The following is a 21,323-nucleotide window of genomic DNA, read 5'->3' on the forward strand; positions in this document are numbered from 1 at the left end:
ACATACTGGAACCCTTATGCAGACTTTAACCTCTTTACTCCACGCGATTCCTTCACCTGACAGTGCCGCGATGCTGCGTGCTCAGCAGCATATTGATGGCTTACTAAAGCCGCCGGGCAGTCTGGGGCGCCTCGAATCGCTCGCCGTGCAACTGGCTGGTATGCCTGGCCTGAAAGGCGCACCGTATGTGAACGGCAAAGCGATGCTGGTGATGTGCGCCGATCACGGCGTCTGGGATGAAGGGGTTGCCGTTTCGCCTAAAGTGGTTACGGCTATTCAGGCCGCCAATATGACGCGTGGCACGACCGGCGTTTGCGTTCTGGCCGCTCAGGCTGGAGCAAAGGTGCATGTCATTGACGTCGGGATTGATGCGGAGCTTATCCCCGGCGTGGTGAATATGCGCGTCGCGCGCGGCTGCGGCAATATTGCCCAGGGCCCGGCAATGAGCCGTTCGCAGGCCGAGGAACTACTGCTGGAAGTTATCCGCTATACCCATGAACTGGCGAAAGAGGGCGTAACGCTGTTTGGCGTGGGTGAACTCGGTATGGCAAATACCACGCCTGCGGCGGCTATCGTCAGCGTGCTGACCGGCAGCGATGCCGAGGATGTGGTAGGCATTGGCGCTAACCTGCCGCTTTCAAGAGTAGGCAATAAAGTTGAGGTTGTGCGGCGAGCCATTGCCGTCAATCAACCGGATCGTAATGACGGTATCGATGTACTGGCTAAAGTGGGCGGGTTTGATCTGGTGGGCATGGCGGGGGTGATGCTTGGCGCGGCCTCCTGTGGGCTGCCGGTCGTGCTGGATGGTTTTCTTTCATACTCTGCTGCGCTGGCGGCCTGCCAGATCGCACCGCAGATTAAACCCTATCTGATTCCGTCACATTTCTCTGCTGAGAAGGGGGCTCGCACTGCGTTGGCGCATCTGGGGCTGGATCCGTACCTCAATATGGGGATGCGTTTAGGTGAAGGCAGCGGGGCCGCGCTGGCGATGCCGATTATTGAGGCAGCCTGCGCGATGTACCACAACATGGGGCAGTTAGCCGCCAGCAACATTGTGCTACCGGATGGTAAAGAAGCATAGTTACGTGAGCTATGAACCTCGCCGCTTGGCGAGGTTTTTTATGCGTATTGAAGTTGTAACCCACTAAAAGTGATAATAAAAGCTATAATTACTGGATATCGGCTGCGGCAACGGAAAGGTAAAAGATGCGTCGTGTAAAACTGCTTTGTTCACTCATCATGCTGCTTGCAAGTCAGGTAGCACACGCGGTGAGTTATCCGCTGCCGCCAGAAGGTAGTCGTCTGGTAGGTACCCCGCTGACGATAACGGTCCCGCCCGGAAACACCCAGCCGCTGGAGGCATTTGCCGCGCAGTACGGGCAGGGATTGAGCAATATGCTCGAGGCCAATCCCGGCGTAGATGTTTTTTTGCCTAAGTCTGGCACAACGCTGGTGGTGCCGCAGCAACTGATATTGCCGGATACCGTGCGTGAAGGCATTGTTATCAATGTCGCCGAAATGCGTCTTTACTATTATCCCGCGGGCAGCAATACGGTAGAGGTTTTACCCATTGGTATTGGTCAGGCAGGGAGAGAAACCCCGCGTAACTGGGTGACCGCGGTTGAGCGTAAGCAGGAAGCGCCGAGCTGGACGCCGACGCCGAATACCCGCCGTGAATACGCCGCACGCGGGGAAACCTTACCGGCGTTTGTCCCTGCCGGACCAGATAATCCGATGGGGCTGTATGCAATTTATATCGGCAGACTTTATGCCATTCACGGCACTAATGCTAACTTTGGTATTGGTCTGCGGGTGAGCCAGGGCTGCATCCGTTTGCGTAATGACGATATTAAGTACCTGTTTGACACGGTGCCGGTAGGAACGCGTGTGCAACTGATTGACCGACCGGTAAAATACAGCCTGGAGCCAGACGGCAGTCGCTGGGTAGAAGTGCATGAGCCACTGTCACGAAATCGTTCGGAGTACGAGTCTGACAGAAAGGTTCCCTTGCCGATCACTCCCGCTTTGCGCACATTTATCAGCGGGAGTGGCGTGGACGTGAGCCGCGGGAATCAGGCGCTGGAAAGACGCTCCGGCATGCCAGTAAACATCAGCCAGGTTCAGCAGCATTTTTAATATCAAAGCGGCCCAGGTTTATCGTCAGGTAAGATGGGGCGCTTTTTTTTGATACTGGCCCATTTTTACCACGCCGATATGGTCTGCCATTAGCTGCGCTTCATGCTCGCTGTGGGTAACCAGCAGTGCCGTTTGCCCGGCAGCGCGCAAAATATCCCGTACTTCGTTGCCAAGGCGCTCACGTGTGCGCTTATCAAGGCTGGAAAAGGGTTCATCCAGTAACAGGATTTCCGGATGTGGTGCCAGCGCACGCGCAAGGGCGATGCGCTGCTGTTGACCACCGGAAAGTTCATGGGGATAGCGGCTGGCATGGCTATGTAACTCCACCATTTTTAACAGTTCCGCCACCCTGGTCTGCTGCTCTTCACGCGGCATGCGGCGTAATCCAAAGGCGACATTTTGGTGCGCGGTCAGATGTGGAAATAGCGCATATTCCTGAAAAACCATGCCGACATGGCGTTTTTCAGGCGGGAGATGAACACCGGGAGCGGCAACACGATGCTGGGACACATAGATCTCTCCGCTTCGCAGTCGTTCAAACCCCGCAACTGCGCGTAGAACCGTGGTTTTCCCGCAGCCTGAAGCACCCAACAGACAGGCGATTTCCCCTTTGCGTACCGACATTGAAAATCCATTCAGTACCGATTGCTGGCTGTTGCCATAGGCAACGTGCACATCCTGGAGGCGTAATGCAATTTCTGACATTGTTACTCTCTTAACCCCGGCGAGTCATTTGGTGACGCACCAATAAAATAACCGGTAGCGTGCCAGCTAAAACAATCATTAGCGCGGCGATTGCACCTTCTTCATAAGTTCCACGAGCGGCTTCCGCATACAGCAATGTTGCCAGCGTTTCGAAGTTAACCGGACGCAAAAGTAATGTTGTGGGTAGCTCTTTCATCGCGTCGGCAAAAACCAGCAGAGCGCTGCTCACCAGGGCCGGGCGGAGTAAAGGGAAATGAACCCGTGCAAACGTGCCCGCACCATTCTCGCCCAACAGCCGGGAAGCCTGTTCCAGCGAAGGTGGAATGCGTCCCAGACCGGAATCCAGCGCGCCGATGGCAATCGCCTGGAAACGCATAGCACAGCAAATAACCAGCAGGATCCCGGCTGACATCAGCGGCAGGCCACGCACATCCAGCAAGTCAGCCAGCCAACGGTCAACCGCCATGGCGGGCGTTAAAAAACCAATCGCCAGGATTGTGCCGGGAACCGCGTAGCCTAAAGAGGCCAGACGCATCACGCCACGGCGAAATCCCGGCATCGCGTTGTCTGCAGCGCTATGGCGAGCGCTCCAGGCCACCAACAGACTGACACAAACCACCACCAGCGTGGTTCCCGCCGCGAGCAAGAGCGTATTTTGTAATGCTGACAGTAACGAGGGGGAAAGGAGGTTGTCATCGCCAATACGTTTGGCGCTTTCCCACATTAAAAACAGCACCGGGGCCAGAAAACCCAGCACAACCGGCAGCGAAATAACGGTACCAAGCAGCCAGCCGCGCCACCCCTGCACGCGCGTGGGTTGAATTTCCCGCAGACTGCGGCTGCTGAACCCCTGTTTTCTGCGGCCATAAAATTCCAGCGTCAGAATAAAGAAGATAAACATCAGCATCATGCTGGCGATTTGCGCAGCTGAAGATAAATCGGAGCGCGAGATCCATGTGGTGTACACGGTAACTGTTAACGTCTGTACCCCAAGGAATTCCGATGCGCCGATGTCGTTAAGCGTTTCCAGCAATGCCAGACTGATGCCAACGGCCAGGGCCGGACGTGCCATGGGGAGGGCAACACGAAAAAAAGTTCCGGTCGCGCTGCATCCCAGCGTACGTGCGGCTTCCAGTAAATGAGCCGGCTGGCTGATAAACATGGCGCGTGTGGTCAGGTACACGTAAGGATAAAGTACTAAGCCGAGCAGAATTATTGCACCAGAAAGAGAGCGTAAATCTGGCAGGCGGAACTGTCGTGGGCTGTCAAAGCCCAGTAAGAAACGAATAAAGGTTTGCAGGGGACCAATCGGATGCAGCAGATCGAGCCAGGCAAAGGCGACGATGTAGGTCGGCATCGCCAGCGGCAATAGTAGCGCCCAACTGAGAATTTTGCGGCCAGGAAAATCCCATGCCGTCACCGCCCAAGCGCTACCTACACCAATGACGCCGACCATCACGGCGACCCCCGCTAACAACAGTACGGTGTTTTTTAACGCGGCAGGCAACACCCACGTCAGGAGATTATCCCAGTGAGATAAATCGGCCTGGGTAGCCTGCCAGATCAGCGCAATGATGGGTGTCAGGACGCCAAGCGCCACGCACAGCGCGCCAAGATGCAACGGCGTTAATAATGACTGCGGCCCGGAAACCAGGCCGCGTAACGCTGGAAACTGCAAAGGTTTATTGATCGAATCCAACTTTATCTACCAGCAGGCTAGCTTGTTTACGATATTTCACGATTTCGGTTAACGGTGTCTTATCGACATCAATTTCACCGATGGTGGCGCTGATAACCGGATCAAGCGTTACGCCTTTCAGTACCGGATATTCGAAGTTTGCTTTCGCATACTGCTGCTGGGCAGGCGCGGAAACCAGATACTCCATCAGCTTAACGGCATCGGCTTTATTTGGCGCATAGCGGGCAACGGCAGCGCCGCTGATATTGACGTGTGTACCACCATTCTCAAAGGTTGGTTTTACGACTTTGATGGCATCGCCCCATTGACGAGCATCGCTGCCTTCTTTGGCATTTTTCATATGGCCGACGTAATAGGAGTTAGCCAGACCGATATCACAAATTCCACCGAGGATATCGCGGGCAACATCGCGGTCACCGCCGGTAGCTTTACGGGCCAGGTTAGCTTTCACGCCGCGCAACCAGTCTTCGGTTTTAGCTTCTCCGTGATGAGCGATCATCGCGGCAATCAGCGCCGTGTTATACGGATGTTGTCCAGAGCGGATACAGACTTTTCCTTTATACTCCGGGCTGGCGAGTTGTTCGTAATGCCAGTTATCAATGGGCATTGATTTTTCGGCATACAGTACGCGGGCACGCATAGAAAGCGCAAACCACTGATTATCCGCACCGCGAAGGTTAGCAGGAATGGCGGCTTTCAGCGCTTCTGACTCTACCGGTTGGGTCACACCCGCTTCAACTAAATCGAGGAGATTGCCTGCATCTACGGTCATCAGCAGGTCGGCAGGTGAATTTTTCCCTTCTGCTTTGACACGCTCAAGCATGCCATCCTTGATATAGACCGTACTTACTTTGATACCGCTGGTTTTTGTCCAGCTATCAAGTAAAGGCTGGATTAGACCGGGTTCGCGGGTAGTGTAAAGCGTTAATGTTTCCTGGGCGAAAGCCGGCAGGCTAACAGCAAAGACCAGGGCAGAGGCAAGCGTGATACGGCGCAGTCCGGTGCGAGGCAGAGCATTCATCGTTTATATCCCAGAGTAATTGGAACGTACAGTGAACCGAGCAGGGCTCGTTCTTTTGGCTCGCGTACAATAAATGATAATCACTAGCAGTTACAATAATTGCAAAGTTTAAACGATTTACATTTACATAACTTTAATCAATGGTGTGATGAGACATGGAATAGGGGCGGTATAACAGGCAGAACGCTTATGCAAGATGCTTTTATGAAAGCCTGAAAAGCAAAAAGCCCGCTTAAGCTTCCTTAAGCAGGCTTCTTAAATTTGGCTCCTCTGACTGGGATCGCCTTAGCTATTAACTGGCTGATTGGTAAGCTAAACATAAAAATCGGGATTGTCAAGACCACCAGAATGACCACCTATTCATGCTCCAGGGTCAGCGGGGCATGGTCGGCTATCTGCCACTGAGCGATTTCTCCCATCAGCCCACGGATAAAGTGCGCTGTAATACCGGCTGCGACCCGACTGGCGTCATCATATTCATACGTGACGGTGGCGTCGTCATTTTTCGCTTCCACCAGGCGGCACAGCGTGTCATAGATGAACGTCGTACGACTGAGAACCCGGTCACTGCTGCCTTGGGTCACTTCTTCGTTTTCCTGCGCCGTCTTAAAGTTCCCGCTCCAACCGTAAAACCAAAATCCCCACGGATATACAGGGGGCATATTTTGCCGCAACTGGAGACGCTGCTTAAGCTGGCTGGTGTGTTGCAGTTTCACTTGATGAACTGGTCGGGGGGGCGATGCCAGCAAGGATGGCTACACGAACTCTGGCAGCAGGCCGACGCACTGCCGGATGAAGAGCGAAGCAGGCTCGAAGGCGGGATTTGACGGGGATTAAACAATAAAAGCCGGGAATATAAGAGGATCTTTCCCGGCTTTATTTTTAGGTCATAGCAGCAAATAATTATTCTATTTTACTCTCCCTGCCTTAGATTATGATGCCCACTCTTCCTTTTCAGGTAAATATCCTTTCCGCCAACAGGTTAAAATTTTAAACATAGCTCTCATATAAAAAACATTTTTAGTATCGTTCGTGACTTGCTTTAACAAAGCAACTTCACCATTTTTTTTATTTATTTCAAAAACTCCATAGTCAGTTATGGAATATTTTGATGACGTTGGACGAAACTTATATTTCGCCATTTCATCTGTTTCTTCAAACTTCAGTATTTCAATATGATATGCCATAATTTACTCCCATACTCTGCCACTTCGTTCTGCGGCATCGTGTGCTACCCTGTAGTCTGTACCAAATATTCCTTCAAATCGTGACTCAAATTGCTCATGTCGTAGAAGGTTAATATCACTAGCCGTGTAATCGCCAGTTTTTAAGCGATCCCAAGCATTAACAATTGCTGGATCTGCATCAAATCGAGATAATCCCCTGTCATAGCATATGATCTTTGAAGAATAAATGATTTTTAACTCTGGCTATAATGGATTCTTTCCAACCTGTATTTTTTTCTATTAAAGAAATATCATTCGGATCAAAACGAATGAGATCATACATTGATTCTGCTTTCTCCCATCCGGATATAGATTCAGGGTTTAAAACCTGCCGACCACCTGTTTGTTTACATAAACCCAACGGATCTATGTATTTCAGCGGATTTTTGACATATCCATACGGATTTAACCCACCTCTTAGCCCTATGGGGTCAGGACAGAGAATCTCACCGGAGTGTGAATCGTACCGTCAGCTTTGTATGTAAATTACCAAGCTCATCGCGTCGTAGTTCATACGCTACCGCCATACCCTGATAAATTAAACTATCTGCACAATGCTTATTTTACTATTTAATCAGCATGTTAAACACAAAAATATCATACCCAAAACCCAGCACACTCTTAAAGCCGGCTATGTCAGAGCATGCGTAAAACCGGCATGACCACATATTACTCACAGCATCCCAGCCTGACCCTCAAGGGTGACTGGTTAAGAGAAGCGGGATTTGAGACAGGGAAAGGCGTCACGGTGAAGATTTCGGAAGTGGACGAAGTGAGGGAGCTACGGAAGGAGCTTTATCTGATGAAAAAGTCGATGAATCATGTTAAGGCGGGGGTAAATAATGTGGTGAACGGGGATTAAATAATAAAGGCGGGGAAGATTGAGGATCTTCCCCGGTTTTTATTGAATTATTATGCTTTATCTCCTGCTAAGATAGCTGTTGCATAGTCTACTATTTTATCGAGTTTTCTTTCCTCTGTAATAGAAAAATTAGCATACTGAGCCATTGCTCTGCATGTAGATAATTCCTCAATGGACTCTAAGTGATTATTTAAGTTCTTTATATTATTATACCTTAATGAAAAAAATCAGCAGACTGTTTTTTATTCAATAATTATTTCATTTAAAACATTAAGTAAATTTTCTGTTTTCATTACCACGGAACCCCTGTTGTATTTGTTACCCAAACATCTGGAATATTCGATATCACAGCTTGATATCCACCATCAGGATATCCTGCGCCCTGAGCGGCTGCGGTTCCCTCGCTAACCCATGTACCTTGAGGAACTCTAAATTTTGACACATCAGTAATATTGACACCCCAATTATGGCGAATAGCAAGATCCTGCCTCAGTGTATCTTCTGATGTATATAATTTATTCGTTAACCATGAATATTTTCTACCGGTTCTATTATCTACACCATGATATTTATAGGAAAATTCATCCTGAGTCAACTTTCTATTTGTATATATCCCATTCTCGAAAGCTGATTCAATATTATCTGGTAATTTAGGGTCGGGATAAGAATTACCCACATCCGTTTTACATAATCCCAACGGATCAATATAGCCAAACGGATTAGGTACATACGCGTAACTGTTTATCCCCCCACGTAGCCCTATCGGATCAGCACACCGGTATTATCCCGTGTCACAATCGTAGTACCAGAACTGGTTATAGTGCAATCAAAAACCGGGAAGACAAGAGGATCTTTCCCGGCTCTTAACTGAAAGTATTTATTTCAGGAGATCAACAGAATTAAATTCAAATGATATTTTAGAATCTTCAACATCTTCTAGCTTATATTTATTACGATCATTTGAAACATCAATCACTGATATTTTAAGATGCATGAATTGAGTTAATCCACCACCTATATCTTCCATTCTCATATTACTGACATCATAAAAATAAAAAGATACTTCATCGACGACATCTTCATTATCACTTAATGAAAATAATACATTATATTTCATGGTGATAGGATCAATATCTATATGCACCATCTTTAATATATTGCTGTTTATTAGTGCGTGATTTAGCTTATTGATATTCATGGTCAATTCCCCCCTGTATTAGTTCTGGTTTGTTTCCCTTTTGGACTATATCCAGGACCATATTCATACTCATGCACATGAGGATTAGAATGATAATCTGGAGCCGACGGATTACCATACCCATGATTACTATAATCAGTACGTTGGATCTGCCTGCCATATTGATCATACTTAACAGTGGAATATTCAAGTTCACCTGTATCAGGATTAAATTTATAATGTTCCAATTCTCTTGTACCTGGTGTTACTTGATGGGGTGCATTCTTGTGCCATGCTGAATCAGGTAATAATGGACCATCATTATTTATCTCTGTTTTACATAAACCCAACGGATCTATGTATTTCAGCGGATTTTTGACATATCCATACGGATTTAACCCACCTCTTAGCCCTATGGGGTCCGCGCACAGATACTGCCCTGTCCCGCAATCATAGTACCGGAACCGGTTATAATACAACCCCGATTCTTCATCTTCATACTGTCCCGGAAAGCGCAGGCGACAGGTGGGGGCGTCTTCTTTGTTCCTGCCTTCTTCCTGGCCCCACAGTCGCTGTTTACCGCGCCAGACAATGGTGCCGTCTTCGGTCAGTAATTCCTGAATACGTCCAACGGTATCGGTCACCGCATAGTGCAGTTGTCCTTTCTCATAACGTGCCAGCGGTGTGAAGCTGCCCGGCTCGTATATCCAGCGAATGGCGTTTTCGTATTCCGGTGTACCTTCCGGGCTGACCGGGATTTCTTCGGTTAGCTGGTCGCCGTTCCAGTGAAAATCTGTTCCGGGTTTGTTCTTGTTGGTGCAGCGCTTGCTGATGCGTCTGCCGAACGGGTCGTATTTATATTCCCAGCGTTCGCCTTCCGGGGTTTCCAGTCCTGTTAGCTGGCTCCGCGCATCCCAGCGGTAGCGCCAGGTGAGCGGGCGGTAGCCGCCTTTATCCAGCAGCTTTTCCACCAGGCGACCATTAGCATCGTATTTCCAGGTGGTCTGCTCATCCCGGATGACTCTGATAAATTTACCTTCTTCCGGCATCCCGCTGTCCGGGTTAATGCGATGTGTTGAGTGCCGCCATTCTTTGCATTCCCGTGATACCATACGTCCATGCTGCTGATGCTGGTGAGCTTCGCTTTCCAGTACATCATTTACCCAGGTCTGGCGGCGGGAGATATTGAGGTTTCTGTCGTAAGTGAAACGCTCTTCGCACATTGGTACGCTGCTGCTGCCGGTCCAGGTGGCGTGGCTTATCTGGTCGTTTGCCGTGAGACTGTTGACCATCGTTCCCCGGTGAGAATCGGCAATCATCGTCAGGTTGTACGCTTTGTCATACAGCCACTGGCGGTGCAGGGTGTTGTTGCGCCGGTAGTGCGGATTCTGTTCGTTCAGGTCACCGGTCTGTTGGTCAGTCAGCATTCCCGTCGGGGTGTAACTCTGGCGGAGGCTGAACCCGGCATCACTCTGCCGGGATATTTCCTGGCCGCACAGGTCGTGCTCAAAAATCAGGGGAGCATGGTTCGCTATCTGCCACGAGGTCAGGTCACCCATAAGACTACGGGTAAAGTGCTCAGTAATACCGGCGGTGGTGCGCTGCGAGACCGTATCCTGGTCGGGGTCGTAACGATATTCCGTGCGCCTGCCGTTAATGGTTTCGGCGGTGACCCGGCTGGCATCATCGTATTCATACGTGACGGTGGCATCATTATTGCGAGCCTCGACCAGGCGGCTGAAAGCGTCGTAGGTAAACGTCGTGCGACTGAGCACCCGTTCACTGTCGCCCTGCGTCACTTCCTCGTGGGTCACCTGGTTTGTGACGCTGTACTGGCGGTTCAGGTGAGTGCTGTCGGGGAAGGTGGTGCGGATGCAGCGCCCACCAGCATCGTAAGCGTAGGTCAGCGTGCGCCCGGTAAAATCAGTTTCTGCAGTAAGCTGCCCTGCTTTGTCATATTCCAGCCGGTAGCATTCACCTTCGGCGTTGGCGATTTCAGTCAGGCGGGTGAGTTTATCGTAGCGGCATTCCAGCCGTTCTCCATCCGGACGCACGACAGCGGTCAGCAGGTCAAACGCGCCATATTCGTAGCGGGTGGTCTTACCTTCGCCATCGGTGACACTTTCCGGCAGTTTTTCGCTGTTCTGGCGCATCAGTTCGCGCACGCCGTCCGGGCGGTTGATTTCTTCCACGCTGCCCTGAGGCCCGGCATGGCTCTGACTGTGGCGGAACAGGGTGGTGAAGCCCAGCGGGTCTTTCACGCTCAGCAGTCTGCCCAGGATATCCTGTTCGGTCTGCGTCACGCCGCCATCCGGCGCGGTGGTTTCACGGACCTGATGCAGGGGATTGTAGTCCCACTGCCAGGTGGCACCGCCCGGCATAATCTGCCGGAGTAAATCGCCCTGTTCACTGTAGCTGAACTGCTGCTTCCGCCCCTGCGGGTCAGTCAGGCTGGCCATGCTGCCTTTATCGTCGTAAGCCCATTGCCAGACCTGATTACCCGGTGCGGTCAGCCGGGTAAGTTGCCCGTGTTCGTTGTAGTCGTAGTACAGACTGTAGCCGCCCGGCAGAGCGACCTGGCTGATGTCACCTTCCCGGTTATAACGGTACGCCGTGGTGCGCCCCGGCGCATCGGTGCGCGACTGAAGCCGGGCATTGTCCCAGACGGTGGTTTCTTCCCGGCCCAGCGGGTCAAGGCTGCGGGTGACCAGACCATCTTCGTTATACCAGTAGCGGGTTTCACCGCCTTCGGCGTCAATGTAGGTGGTGCAGTGTTCTTCATCGTTATAGACAAAGCGGTCGTCGTAATAGCCTTCCGTTGACAGGGTGCTGATAACGCGACCCTGAGTGTCATAGCGGATATCCACGCAGGTTTTGTCCGTGTCCCGCCAGCGGGTCATAAACCCTTCGGGAGAATAGTCATGCCACAGGTGTGAGAACTGAAAGGTATCGCACTCTGACAGAAAACCGTGACTGTCATACCGGCACGTCACCAGGCGCTGACGCTGCGGCGTGACCAGGTCGATGCTCACCAGTTGCCGCTGCTGCCAGTCAAGCGAAAGCGCGTAACCATCGCTGTGGCGAATTTCCGTCAGCAGGTTATCCGCGCGGAGAAAATCAATCCGGTTGCCGTGGTGGTCGTGAATGGCAGACAGCAGGTAAATGTCGTGGCCTGCCGGGGAAAATATCTGCGTCTGCTGCGTGCGACGGTCAAATATGCGCACACCCTCTTGCAGGCTCCCCGACAGCCGGTAATATGCCTGGCGGGAGTTAACGGCATCGCGAAAAACACCGTCCTGTGGAAGGCGGTAATACAGCACCACGCCTTCGTGGTCGGTAAAGTGCAGACTGCGACCATGTACCGTCAGAGAGACTGACCACTCATCGGTCCATTTCGGGCCAAAGATGCCACCGCTTTGTGCCTGTGAGCGATAGAGGCGGGAGAGAGTCAAAGGCAGTGTGCCGGGAAGGGTGAGGACGCTGAGAGCCTGAATGAGGCTGCCGCTGGCTACATCCACCGGGTCACCTGTACACGTCATATTGCCCTGACTGGCGTTATTACCCTGACCGCTATTATCCGTGCCTTCGCCTTTAACTATTGCTCCATTGTCACTGTCGGGAAGGGCATCATCAGCCAGTTTCTCGGTGCGGGACATATCACCGACAGCGTTTTCGCCATTTTTTATTTTCAGCAAGTCAGCGGTGAACTCACCGGCATGCTTTCCTTCATTCGCAAGCTTCCTGGCGGCCCGCAGGGTTTTCACCAGCGTAAATCCCCCTTTAAGCAGGCCATATCCCCCCCAGTGCCAGAGAGCCATAGTTATAAATTTTTCCGCCGAGCGCCTGCGTGTCGTTATCCATCTCCAGACGGTATTCATCCAGGTTAAAATCACCGGCATGCTCCCGAACCTCCACCCCCAGGTTGTACATATCCCTGCCCAGCGCCTCCTGACCCGTGGCTGAGAGTATGACAGCGTTCATCTGCATTTCCCCGGCATGCTGCATCACGGCACCCTGGCCCATCATCGTCACCATATCCGGGAACTGGTTCCAGAATGCCTTGAGGTCTCCAATGGCCAAATCCAGCTGGACGGGAGCAGCCCCGATTTGTGCACGGCTCTGGTCAAGTTGTACCATCAGCATCATGTCCCAGAAGCTTTGCTCTTTCTCCGTTTCGGGAGCAGGCTGTGGGTCTGCCTCTTTTGCCATGACACTGGCGGCAGGTGGCTGGCCGATAATGATGCCGGTGGTGTTTCTGGCGTTCATCCAGAACGTATCAAAGTGACGCAGAACGGGCCTGCCGCTGACTCTGAAGGTGGTGCTGTGCTCCAGCGGCTCGCAGATATCACCCACCGTACCGCTTTTCACTCCCTTAGCCACACCCGGTTCATCGCCTTTTGTCGCGGGAACGAAACTTTGATCCAGTACCAGCACCGGATGTCCGTTCGCTTTGACTGACGGGACAACCCGCACCGCATCACCCAGACTGGCGGTAACAGGATAAGGGACGGGCGGCGTGGCCGGGCCCATCGGGGTTTTACAGACATCCGGTGTCAGGCTGACGACCGTCCACAGCCCGTCCTGGCGGGCGATATAATTCTTCGCCATCATTCTTCTCCTGTCACGTGATAACGGGCTTCCATCACCCGTACTGACGAATTAACGGGTAACAGATATCGCCAGGTCTGTTCGACGGTCAGGGCATCCGTGTCAATAAGCAGCGTGTCGGTCCACATCATCTGCGGAATACATTCGCCAGAGTCCATCCGCAGCAGAATGCCGGCCCGACTGGCGGCTAATGTAAAACTGATATCACCCTCAGGATGCAGGCCACTCAGGACGAACCTTGTACCGGGGACCGGGAAAGGAATTTGCTGGTCATGCGGAGCGCAGTTCCAGTAGCGGAAATTAAAATCCTCCGGCAGGTCAGGATGGCGGTTTTCCAGCCATGCCTGGTTGTAAGTCCCGGCCAGCGGCAGCCGGGGTAGCCAGGTACGGCTGATACAGCCAAAACCCGCAGGCTGAAATTCAGGTGCAGACCCGTCTGCTTTCCCGTCCAGGCAGGCAATAAAATGATGAAGGGTGAATGGATATTCAGCTGAGATGATTCGGGGCGCTTCGGCCTGCCGGATTTTACCGGCCTGCTGATACCATGACTGCATAAAGCCCAGCCCCAGAGGGTTTACCGGGCAGACCGTGTGTGCCAGCGGGGAATTAAACGGATCAGGGGGTTCGCGCCGCTGTTCGTCGGTCAGACGGTATTCTGCCGGGATGCGGTCAGCATATTCGCTGTCAGGTTCGGTGCGGCATTCACCGCCAAAGGCGTGGCGATAATTCAGCGGCAGGGAGGTAAATGGCCCCGGTGCTGTTTCATGCCATTGTCCGGTTAATGGCTGTTGCCGGTAAAAATGCTGGCCGGTGATAAGCAGTCTTTTGTCCAGTATCATTTCACCCGACGGGGCGTGTATTAATACACCGGCGATCGTTTCTGGCGCAGCGACGCCATTCTGGGTGTAAGCCGTTCCATTGACGATGATGTCGCAGACGGGTTTGAAGGGGGCAAGGTCACTTTCCTGCCTCACCGGAGAGGTATTTAATTCCCCGAAAAATTTATCCTCCAGGCATAACGGCAGCGCCGGATATTCCATCAGTATTGTCTGCCACTGCCCTTCAGGGTTCGGCATAAGGCGAAAGCCGGTTTTCATGGCAATGACGTGATACCGTTTGCCATGCTTATCGTCCATCGCATATTCCATCACTGCGAATGGCGTCAGATTCCGAAATTCCATGTATCATGTTTCCGATTAATAATATAAAACCGAGTTTGCTTATGCTTTATTAATTTGGTAGATGAATATAAATAATGCGCTTGCAGAGTGGCATTAATTAGAAAGTCTTTTGAAAGCGGGTTATGTGAGGTAAGTCTGTATTATTGAATTATTTTATGTATTATTTGGGTGTTGCATGCGAAATTATTATTCAATGATGTGATTGATATTGTTAATTGTATTTTTAACTGGGTGGCATTATTTTTAAGTAATTCTCTGGGTGAATATGTTTCTGTGTACGGAGTTATTGTCTGAAGCAATGCTTAAACTGACATACTGAAATTCAGTTTTCCATTTATTTCACCACTGTCCGGGGATAATCTCCTTCGTGCATTCTGTTGTCTGCGGACGACGCCCTTTGCTTCATGGCCTGAAAGAAGCACCTGAATTATTCAGGATGGTCATTCCCTTTACCGGCGCAAACCTCGTAACACGCCGGGCCACAGAAACTGTGGCAGAGGTCATTATTTTCTGCTGTTCTATTGCACCAGTTGATTTCGCTGGTTCTCGCCATCTGTCGGAATTTATTCCGTGACGCACGCAGCCCTTTAACTCTGCACCAGACAACTCAACTGCGCCAGCTCATGGCTGGATTCTGAAACCACTTTTTCAGGCCATTTCACGCATTAAGGAGAACACAAACCGATACCGAGGCGGATCAGGATGATCCGGGGGATGACCCGCTCAGGCGGGCGGCTGCTCTGAGAGCACAACCGACACCCCGCAACACCTCAACGGCTGCCGCCCCGGCGCTCAGGTATCGTTCGCAGCCCCGACAAAAAAACAGGGGCTATCGGCCTGTGCGCCGGGGAAAGCTGTATCAGTTTTGGGTTATGGAGTTGAGGCAATCATTAAAAGGGGAAAATATAGGAATTCTGGCGCAGGAGATGATGAGGCTGGCGAAACAGGCGGGAGGCAGCCATAAGACCGTTCACGACCGCATTAAGCTGGCGCAGCGTTTTTGTGAACGTCTGGTGATGGCGCAGAATGTGCAGATCCGCCGGGTGGAACACCTGAAAGCGCGGCATGTTGAAAGCTATGTCCGTGAACGGCTGGCGCAGGGCATTACAAAGCGTTCCCTGCAAAATGAGATGGCGGCGGTGCACTGCATTCTGAAACAGGCCGGGCGCGACAAACTGGCGCAGAGTGAGCGGCTGAATAACCGTTCTCTTGGTCTGTCTGGCGCATCCCGCAACGGTACAAAGCTGGCGATCACGCCGGAGCACTATCGTGACGTGCTGGAGACGGCCCGCGCAAAAGATCCGGGTCTGGCGGCAGCACTGGAACTCTCCCGTCTGATGGGGCTGCGTTCGCAGGAAGCGGTACAGAGTGCGCAGTCTCTGAAGACATGGCGGCAGGCTCTGGAGCGTGAAGAATCCCGGTTAACGGTGGTGTTTGGCACCAAAGGCGGACGTCTGCGGGAAACCGTTATTCTGGATGTTGTGGCGGTCAGAAAGGCACTCGATAATGCGCTATCTGTTGCAGAAAACCGTCATGACAGGCTGCTCGATAAACCGGATCTCAGAAGTGCAATGAAATACTGGCACAGCCAGGCGTCACGTATTGGTTTAACGGGCGTGTATTCCCCCATTCGTTACGCTATGCGTGGGCGCAGGATGCGATCCATCATTATCTGACGCAGGGATTCAGTGAAAAAGAAGCACTGGCGATGACGGCGATGGATCTGGGGCACGGCGACGGGCGCGGACGGTATGTGGCGCAGGTGTACGGGCGGCGGGGTGATACTGACTGACAGCCATTACCTTTCGTTATCCCCACGATCGATTGCTGTCTGCCGCATCATATTTGACCTCAAATATGATGCGGTGATGACTGTTTAATTGTTCAGTTTTAATTGGAAATAGCTTTTTAAAAGGTATTACCTTCGTAAAAATCATTATTAATCGGTTTTCGTGCAAAATTATTTGGGGCCAAATAATTCTGTACGATTTTCTATCAATGGCTGTGGCAGAGATCCCGGTTACTGCCTGACGAAAATAAAAGGGTTGCGCCAGAAAAGGCGAAGGCCATAAGGGTAAAGGGCTGGTAAGGGTAACAGCGCCAGCCCGGAAAAGGCTAAAGGGCTGAAAAGGTCTTAGTACTGGTGCAGTTCGATGTTTACCGGGTAGTTTCTGGTGCAGGTAAACGATGATATTGAACTGGTGCAGCTATTGCGTTCCAGCAAGTCGGTTGCTGGTGCTGATTGTCTGACAGTGGTTGCGCAACGTAAAAAGCAGATCCGGATTAAATCCGGATCTGCTTTTTCATTTTTAACAAATTATACTGCTACTGGCTCAGGCCGCTTTATGCCGCCGGGCATAAATATAGGGTGCAACGTACCCCTCGCGGCTTACGTCAAGATAGTCTGACCACCACTGCATCATGTCCTTGCGTGCATCGAGATGTTCAGCACGATGGATATATGCTGCCCGCACGCTGTTGCGTTCCTGGTGACTCATCTGCCTTTCCACTGCATCCCGCGACCAGAGCTCAGATTCCACCAGTGCGCTACAGGCCATTGCCCGGAAGCCATGTCCGCAGACGTCGGTTTTGGTATCATAGCCCATCAGACGTAACGCCCGGTTGATGGTATTTTCACTCATCGGTTTATAGGGGTTATGGTCGCCGGGGAAGACCAGCTCCAGATGATCTGAGATTTCCTGTATTTGCTTCAGAATAGCTATAGCCTGCCGGGACAATGGCACAATATGCGGAGTGCGCATTTTTGCGCCACGACCTGAAAAACGAACTTTATCTATCGCCTCTCGGGTGGCGGGGATGGTCCAGATTTTGTGTCTGAAATCTATCTCGCTCCAGCGGGCGAAGCGCAGTTCACTGGAACGGATAAACAGATGCAGAGTCAGCGCTACCGCCAGCCTCGTAAGCTGCCGTCCCTGCTGGTAGTCGCCAATGCGCTCAAACAATTCGGGCAACCGCTCCAGCGGCAGGGCGGGATAGTGATTTTTAATCGGCGGCGCGGTGACGCCTTCCAGATGCAGCGCCGGATTGTTTTCAGTCAGTCCCTGCTGAACGGCGTAACGCATGATGTTGCAGAGTTGCTGCCGGGTACGGGACGCGACTTCCAGAAAGCCTTTGTCCTCGATAACTTTCAGTAACGCCGTGAAATGCTGCGTTTTGAGCATCGTGACGGGCAGATGACCAATTGCCGGAAAGATATGATTTTTCATACTGGCAAGAATGCGTTCTGCATAGTCAGCCGACCATTTCTTGTTGGTTTTGTGCCATGCCACCGCAACGGCCTCAAAGCATTTTTCCGGTGATGCGGCGGCTTTTTCAGTCATGCGTTGTTGTGCGGGATTAATATTCTGCGCCAGCAGTTTACGGATACCGTCGCGCTGCTGGCGGGCGTCAGAAAGCGAGACCTGCGGGTATGCGCCTAACGCGATGCGGGATTCTTTTCGGTTGAAGCGATACTTGAGATACCAGAGGCGTGAACCGCCCGGATTGACGAGCAGATACAGACCCTGAGAATCGGTCAGTTTAAAGGGTTTATCAGAAGGCTTGATACTGCGGATTTTCGCGTCGGACAGGGACATATGGTGGTCACTCCATTATCGAACTGAAATGACCCCAGATCAGACCACCAATTTCGCCGGATGCGCAGGGAAAACCAGACACGCATTGGGAAATATTTTCACGCTAACTTATTGAAACCTAACTGAATAGGGACTTATAAGCACGCCTGAAAACAGGAATTTGGCTCCTCTGACTGGACTCGAACCAGTGACATACGGATTAACAGTCCGCCGTTCTACCGACTGAACTACAGAGGAATCGTGTGAACGAGGCGCATATTACTGACCTCACCCTGAGGTGTCAACAGTAAAATTAGCGCGTCATTTCAATTGGTTAATTAATCTTCAAATTCGGTGTTAATGCACACTTGATGAGCGATAATGGCCATCTTCGGGGTTATCTCGTAACCGTTGCATTGGATTTTGGCGATAAAACAGGATGAAACGCTGCCATAAAGCCGGGAAACGTGGAGCAAATAATTCAGGAGCACTGAAAAAATACTCGGATAATACGGCAAAGCATTCGGCCGGATCGGTTGCAGCGTAAGCATCTATACTGCATGCGGTTTCCCCTACCAGATCGATTTCATCCTGAATGTTGTTCATTGCGGCATGCAGGTCGTGCTCCCAGCCGGCAATATCTCGCAGAGGAATCGCCGGAATACCGCTGGCGCGATCGCCATTACGCATATCCAGCTTGTGCGCGACTTCATGAATGATCAGATTAAAGCCTGAGGCATCAAAGGAATCCTGAATATCAAGCCAGTTGAGGATTATCGGACCTTGCTGCCAGCTCTGCCCGGACTGAACGACACGTTGATTGTGCACCAGACCAATTTCGTCTTCCCATTCGTCGTCTACAACAAATGGGGCAGGGTAGATGAGAACTTCATGAAACCCATCTAGCCACTCGATCCCTAATTCCAGAACAGGTAAACAGAAGAGCAGAGCAATGCGCGCACTTTTCAGCGGGTCCAGTTCAAACCCCTGAAGTGCTACCAATCTTTTTTGCTGTAAAAAGCGCTCGGCCAGGGCGATAAGTCTGGCTTGTTCTTGCTCGGTGAGATTCACCAGAAGCGGAATAGCCAGGGCGTTATCCCACGGCCAGTCGTCATTTCGGGCTGTTTCTTGCTCTTTCCAGGGCCACTTAATCATCGTTTTGCTCGCAAACTCGTCACTTGAACGAAATTGACGGAACTGGGTCTGTTAAAATGCCAAATTACCTGGCATCATGGCAACCGCCAAAACGGAGAGATGCCAGAGCGGCTGAATGGACCGGTCTCGAAAACCGGAGTAGGGGCAACTCTACCGGGGGTTCAAATCCCCCTCTCTCCGCCACTATTCAAACACTTAGCTCAATCCCTTTCAACGACTCATGTCACACTTGGTATAGTGTCGGTATATTCGCTTAGTATAAAGCTCGCCATCATCATCTTCTGATTTGTTCAATACCGGAAGATCCAGTGTGGGGAAAATTTTCACTTTTCTGTCATAAACCACAACTTGCATTCATTTTTGTGACCTGAGAATAGTTGTTTGTCCTTCTCGAGCCTTGGTAATCTGATATCCCCCAGGCTTTGAGTTCATGAAAGGTACATGGCAATAGTTATTGAGGTTATGCCCACGACTTGTTTTGGATAACTACCCTATATCCGTCGAGGTCAACAAATGTCCTTCCGTTCACGTCCCAGTAGGGATTGAATGACGCTGTCATTCTGAAACCAGCATCGTTCATTCTTTCGCAGACATGCGACCATTCATTTGCATCAGGGTAATAAAGAACGAGTAAATCTTCTTCAGTGTGCAAAGGTTGAACGGGATGGATTTGGCAAAAGGTGAATTCTATGTGCCAGTCTAAGTCTTCCCGCCCTAACATTATTCCATTGAACCCCTCATGATCGTTAAATTCAGCAATTTTATGTAGCCCCAATCCCTGGCTGTACATCAGAAAAGATCTTTCGAGATTGCTGACGGGTTTGGCAATACGCATATGAGTAAACATCCGGGGTCTCCAGGGGAAATACCGTTTAACATTGCAATCGCGCTGAGTTTACATGTGATTATCTTTTGCATTTGTCCATAAGAGCCTCCGAAATATCATGCTTCACCTTGCTAACGGTCTGCTGCCGACACTGAGTGGACTGTCAGATTCGGTTTGGCTTTGTGCCCTGACAGTGCCAGTTCTGCTCCTTCAGTATTGCCACACCCTGTTTAGCTGTAAAATAAACCGTGGAAATGATAATGATTTCTATTTATCATTATTTCTTTGAGAGGGGGTAACATTATGAATAACAAGATTTTTGGTGTGGTTTTTATTGCTACTTTGTCTGCTGGTTTAGCTTTTAGTACTCATGCAAGTGAAACAATCAGCAAAACCGAGGTAAGAACGTTGGTGGATGAAAACAATAAATTCAAAGTTGTATATGATATTGATGATAAAGGAAAAGTTATAAATATCAGATTTCCTGATGGAGTCGTTGATGCTGATACTAAGCAAAAAATTACCAGGGAAATGGAAAGCTGGGCATTCGAAGCAGGCAATCCACAGACCGATGTCAGCTCTATGGTGACGTTAAAATTAACCACAACGTCCGCGCATAGTAGACCTCGCGACGCTTCAGACGGCCTTTTTGTACTAAGCTAAAGTAGTTTTGGCTGTGTTCAAACTCACCTAACTCTTTGTGATACGATGATTGTCTTAGATTGTCACATGGGGCCAGATTTTGAATTCATACATTTTCCTTGCCGGGGCCATTATAGCTGAAGTAATAGGTACAACCCTGATGAAGTTCTCTGACGGATTTACACGCCTATGGCCATCTGTAGCAACCATTGTGTGTTACTGCACTGCTTTTTATCTTCTCTCTCAGACGCTGTCGACCATTCCAACGGGCATTGCGTATGCAATTTGGTCAGGTGCTGGAATCGTATTAATCAGCCTTTTGGGCTGGTTAGTAAGTGGGCAAAAGCTGGATTTCCCGGCGATCGCAGGCATGTTCCTGATTTGCGCTGGGGTTCTGGTTATTAATATTTTTTCAAAATCTTCCCCACATTAATTCTATTGAAAGAGTGTCGGATATCTGGCGCTGTTAGCAGATCTTATCCCCGTGCGCTAAAAAAGCCCGCTTCATTT

At 50.7% G+C, this 21,323-nt stretch carries 19 protein-coding genes, 2 tRNA genes and 2 pseudogenes; 7 read left to right on the forward strand and 16 right to left on the reverse strand.

What is annotated here, in order from left to right; translation table 11 throughout:
* Positions 1-16 precede the first annotated feature (16 nt).
* Together cobT and ldtA are read left to right on the forward strand one after the other, a co-directional pair.
* Positions 17-1,081: a nicotinate-nucleotide--dimethylbenzimidazole phosphoribosyltransferase gene (gene cobT, locus FDW92_RS08100; RefSeq protein WP_042307626.1), complete on the forward strand. Its 1,065-nt coding sequence runs from the start codon at positions 17-19 to the stop codon at positions 1,079-1,081.
* Between the two features lie 125 nt (positions 1,082-1,206).
* Positions 1,207-2,136 (forward strand): L,D-transpeptidase, encoded by a 930-nt coding sequence (ldtA, locus tag FDW92_RS08105; RefSeq protein WP_042307628.1) that lies wholly within the window; start codon positions 1,207-1,209, stop codon positions 2,134-2,136.
* Positions 2,137-2,160: 24 nt separating this feature from the next.
* Here the strand turns inward: ldtA and FDW92_RS08110 are convergent, their stop codons facing one another.
* The 6 genes from FDW92_RS08110 to FDW92_RS23125 all read right to left on the reverse strand — a co-directional run bounded on the left by FDW92_RS08110 (position 2,161) and on the right by FDW92_RS23125 (position 7,232).
* Positions 2,161-2,841, reverse strand: coding sequence for an ABC transporter ATP-binding protein (locus tag FDW92_RS08110; protein ID WP_042307629.1), 681 nt, complete (start codon positions 2,839-2,841; stop codon positions 2,161-2,163).
* A gap of 10 nt (positions 2,842-2,851) precedes the next feature.
* A complete protein-coding gene (locus tag FDW92_RS08115; RefSeq protein WP_042307632.1) occupies positions 2,852-4,540 on the reverse strand; it encodes an iron ABC transporter permease in 1,689 nt (562 codons plus the stop codon).
* Positions 4,524-5,561, reverse strand: a complete 1,038-nt coding sequence (locus FDW92_RS08120; RefSeq protein ID WP_042307634.1) for an extracellular solute-binding protein — start codon at positions 5,559-5,561, stop codon at positions 4,524-4,526. The genes FDW92_RS08115 and FDW92_RS08120 overlap by 17 nt, the downstream gene beginning before the upstream one ends.
* Positions 5,562-5,917: 356 nt before the next feature.
* Positions 5,918-6,277: a hypothetical protein gene (locus FDW92_RS08125; protein WP_137400596.1), complete on the reverse strand. Its 360-nt coding sequence runs from the start codon at positions 6,275-6,277 to the stop codon at positions 5,918-5,920.
* A gap of 216 nt (positions 6,278-6,493) precedes the next feature.
* A complete protein-coding gene (locus FDW92_RS08130; protein ID WP_042307639.1) occupies positions 6,494-6,748 on the reverse strand; it encodes a hypothetical protein in 255 nt (84 codons plus the stop codon).
* 199 nt (positions 6,749-6,947) lie between these two features.
* Positions 6,948-7,232: an RHS repeat-associated core domain-containing protein gene (locus FDW92_RS23125; RefSeq protein WP_208616120.1), complete on the reverse strand. Its 285-nt coding sequence runs from the start codon at positions 7,230-7,232 to the stop codon at positions 6,948-6,950.
* Between the two features lie 198 nt (positions 7,233-7,430).
* Between FDW92_RS23125 and FDW92_RS08140 the strand changes: the two genes are divergently transcribed.
* The gene (locus tag FDW92_RS08140) at positions 7,431-7,649 is read left to right on the forward strand and encodes a SymE family type I addiction module toxin (protein ID WP_224759900.1); all 219 of its coding nucleotides are present in this window, start codon (positions 7,431-7,433) and stop codon (positions 7,647-7,649) included.
* A 292-nt stretch (positions 7,650-7,941) separates the two neighbouring features.
* Here FDW92_RS08140 and FDW92_RS08145 read toward each other — a convergent pair whose 3' ends face one another.
* The 5 genes from FDW92_RS08145 to FDW92_RS08165 form a co-directional block, all read right to left on the reverse strand.
* Complete coding sequence (locus FDW92_RS08145) at positions 7,942-8,325, reverse strand: hypothetical protein (RefSeq protein WP_212734093.1); 384 nt, start codon at positions 8,323-8,325, stop codon at positions 7,942-7,944.
* Positions 8,326-8,526: 201 nt separating this feature from the next.
* The gene (locus tag FDW92_RS08150; RefSeq protein WP_042307641.1) at positions 8,527-8,847 is read right to left on the reverse strand and encodes a hypothetical protein; all 321 of its coding nucleotides are present in this window, start codon (positions 8,845-8,847) and stop codon (positions 8,527-8,529) included.
* A 2-nt stretch (positions 8,848-8,849) separates the two neighbouring features.
* Positions 8,850-12,644 (reverse strand): RHS repeat-associated core domain-containing protein, encoded by a 3,795-nt coding sequence (locus FDW92_RS08155; RefSeq protein WP_227255166.1) that lies wholly within the window; start codon positions 12,642-12,644, stop codon positions 8,850-8,852.
* Positions 12,607-13,437, reverse strand: a complete 831-nt coding sequence (locus FDW92_RS08160; RefSeq protein ID WP_249357163.1) for a DUF4150 domain-containing protein — start codon at positions 13,435-13,437, stop codon at positions 12,607-12,609. The genes FDW92_RS08155 and FDW92_RS08160 overlap by 38 nt, the downstream gene beginning before the upstream one ends.
* Entirely contained in the window at positions 13,434-14,615 is a 1,182-nt protein-coding gene (locus FDW92_RS08165) for a DUF2169 domain-containing protein (protein ID WP_042307642.1), read from the reverse strand. The genes FDW92_RS08160 and FDW92_RS08165 overlap by 4 nt, the downstream gene beginning before the upstream one ends.
* 905 nt (positions 14,616-15,520) lie before the next feature.
* Here FDW92_RS08165 and FDW92_RS08170 point away from each other — a divergent pair.
* Positions 15,521-16,407: pseudogene (locus FDW92_RS08170) on the forward strand (integrase domain-containing protein).
* 541 nt (positions 16,408-16,948) lie between these two features.
* On the opposite strand, the gene FDW92_RS08175 reads toward FDW92_RS08170, so the two are convergent.
* From FDW92_RS08175 to mtfA, 3 genes are all read right to left on the reverse strand, one after another.
* On the reverse strand, positions 16,949-18,211 hold the full coding sequence (locus FDW92_RS08175) for an integrase arm-type DNA-binding domain-containing protein (RefSeq protein WP_137400597.1): 1,263 nt from the start codon (positions 18,209-18,211) through the stop codon (positions 16,949-16,951).
* 161 nt (positions 18,212-18,372) lie between these two features.
* Positions 18,373-18,448, reverse strand: a tRNA-Asn gene (locus tag FDW92_RS08180).
* 99 nt (positions 18,449-18,547) lie between these two features.
* Positions 18,548-19,345, reverse strand: a complete 798-nt coding sequence (gene mtfA, locus FDW92_RS08185) for a DgsA anti-repressor MtfA (RefSeq protein ID WP_042307646.1) — start codon at positions 19,343-19,345, stop codon at positions 18,548-18,550.
* A gap of 93 nt (positions 19,346-19,438) precedes the next feature.
* On the opposite strand from mtfA, the gene FDW92_RS08190 reads away from it, so the two are divergent.
* Positions 19,439-19,528 (forward strand) — tRNA-Ser (locus tag FDW92_RS08190).
* Positions 19,529-19,555: 27 nt separating this feature from the next.
* On the opposite strand, the pseudogene FDW92_RS23185 reads toward FDW92_RS08190, so the two are convergent.
* Both FDW92_RS23185 and FDW92_RS08200 read right to left on the reverse strand, forming a co-directional pair.
* Positions 19,556-19,793 (reverse strand): annotated as a pseudogene (locus tag FDW92_RS23185) (hypothetical protein); the annotation flags it as partial.
* A gap of 12 nt (positions 19,794-19,805) precedes the next feature.
* A complete protein-coding gene (locus FDW92_RS08200; RefSeq protein ID WP_042307648.1) occupies positions 19,806-20,192 on the reverse strand; it encodes a VOC family protein in 387 nt (128 codons plus the stop codon).
* A gap of 282 nt (positions 20,193-20,474) precedes the next feature.
* Between FDW92_RS08200 and FDW92_RS08205 the strand changes: the two genes are divergently transcribed.
* Together FDW92_RS08205 and FDW92_RS08210 are read left to right on the forward strand one after the other, a co-directional pair.
* Positions 20,475-20,834, forward strand: a complete 360-nt coding sequence (locus FDW92_RS08205; protein ID WP_042307650.1) for a hypothetical protein — start codon at positions 20,475-20,477, stop codon at positions 20,832-20,834.
* Positions 20,835-20,913: 79 nt separating this feature from the next.
* Positions 20,914-21,246 (forward strand): EmrE family multidrug efflux SMR transporter, encoded by a 333-nt coding sequence (locus FDW92_RS08210; protein WP_064507035.1) that lies wholly within the window; start codon positions 20,914-20,916, stop codon positions 21,244-21,246.
* Positions 21,247-21,323: the final 77 nt, after the last annotated feature.

Origin of the sequence: Citrobacter sp. wls706 (assembly GCF_005281305.1) — a bacterium.
GTDB lineage: Bacteria > Pseudomonadota > Gammaproteobacteria > Enterobacterales > Enterobacteriaceae > Citrobacter > Citrobacter werkmanii.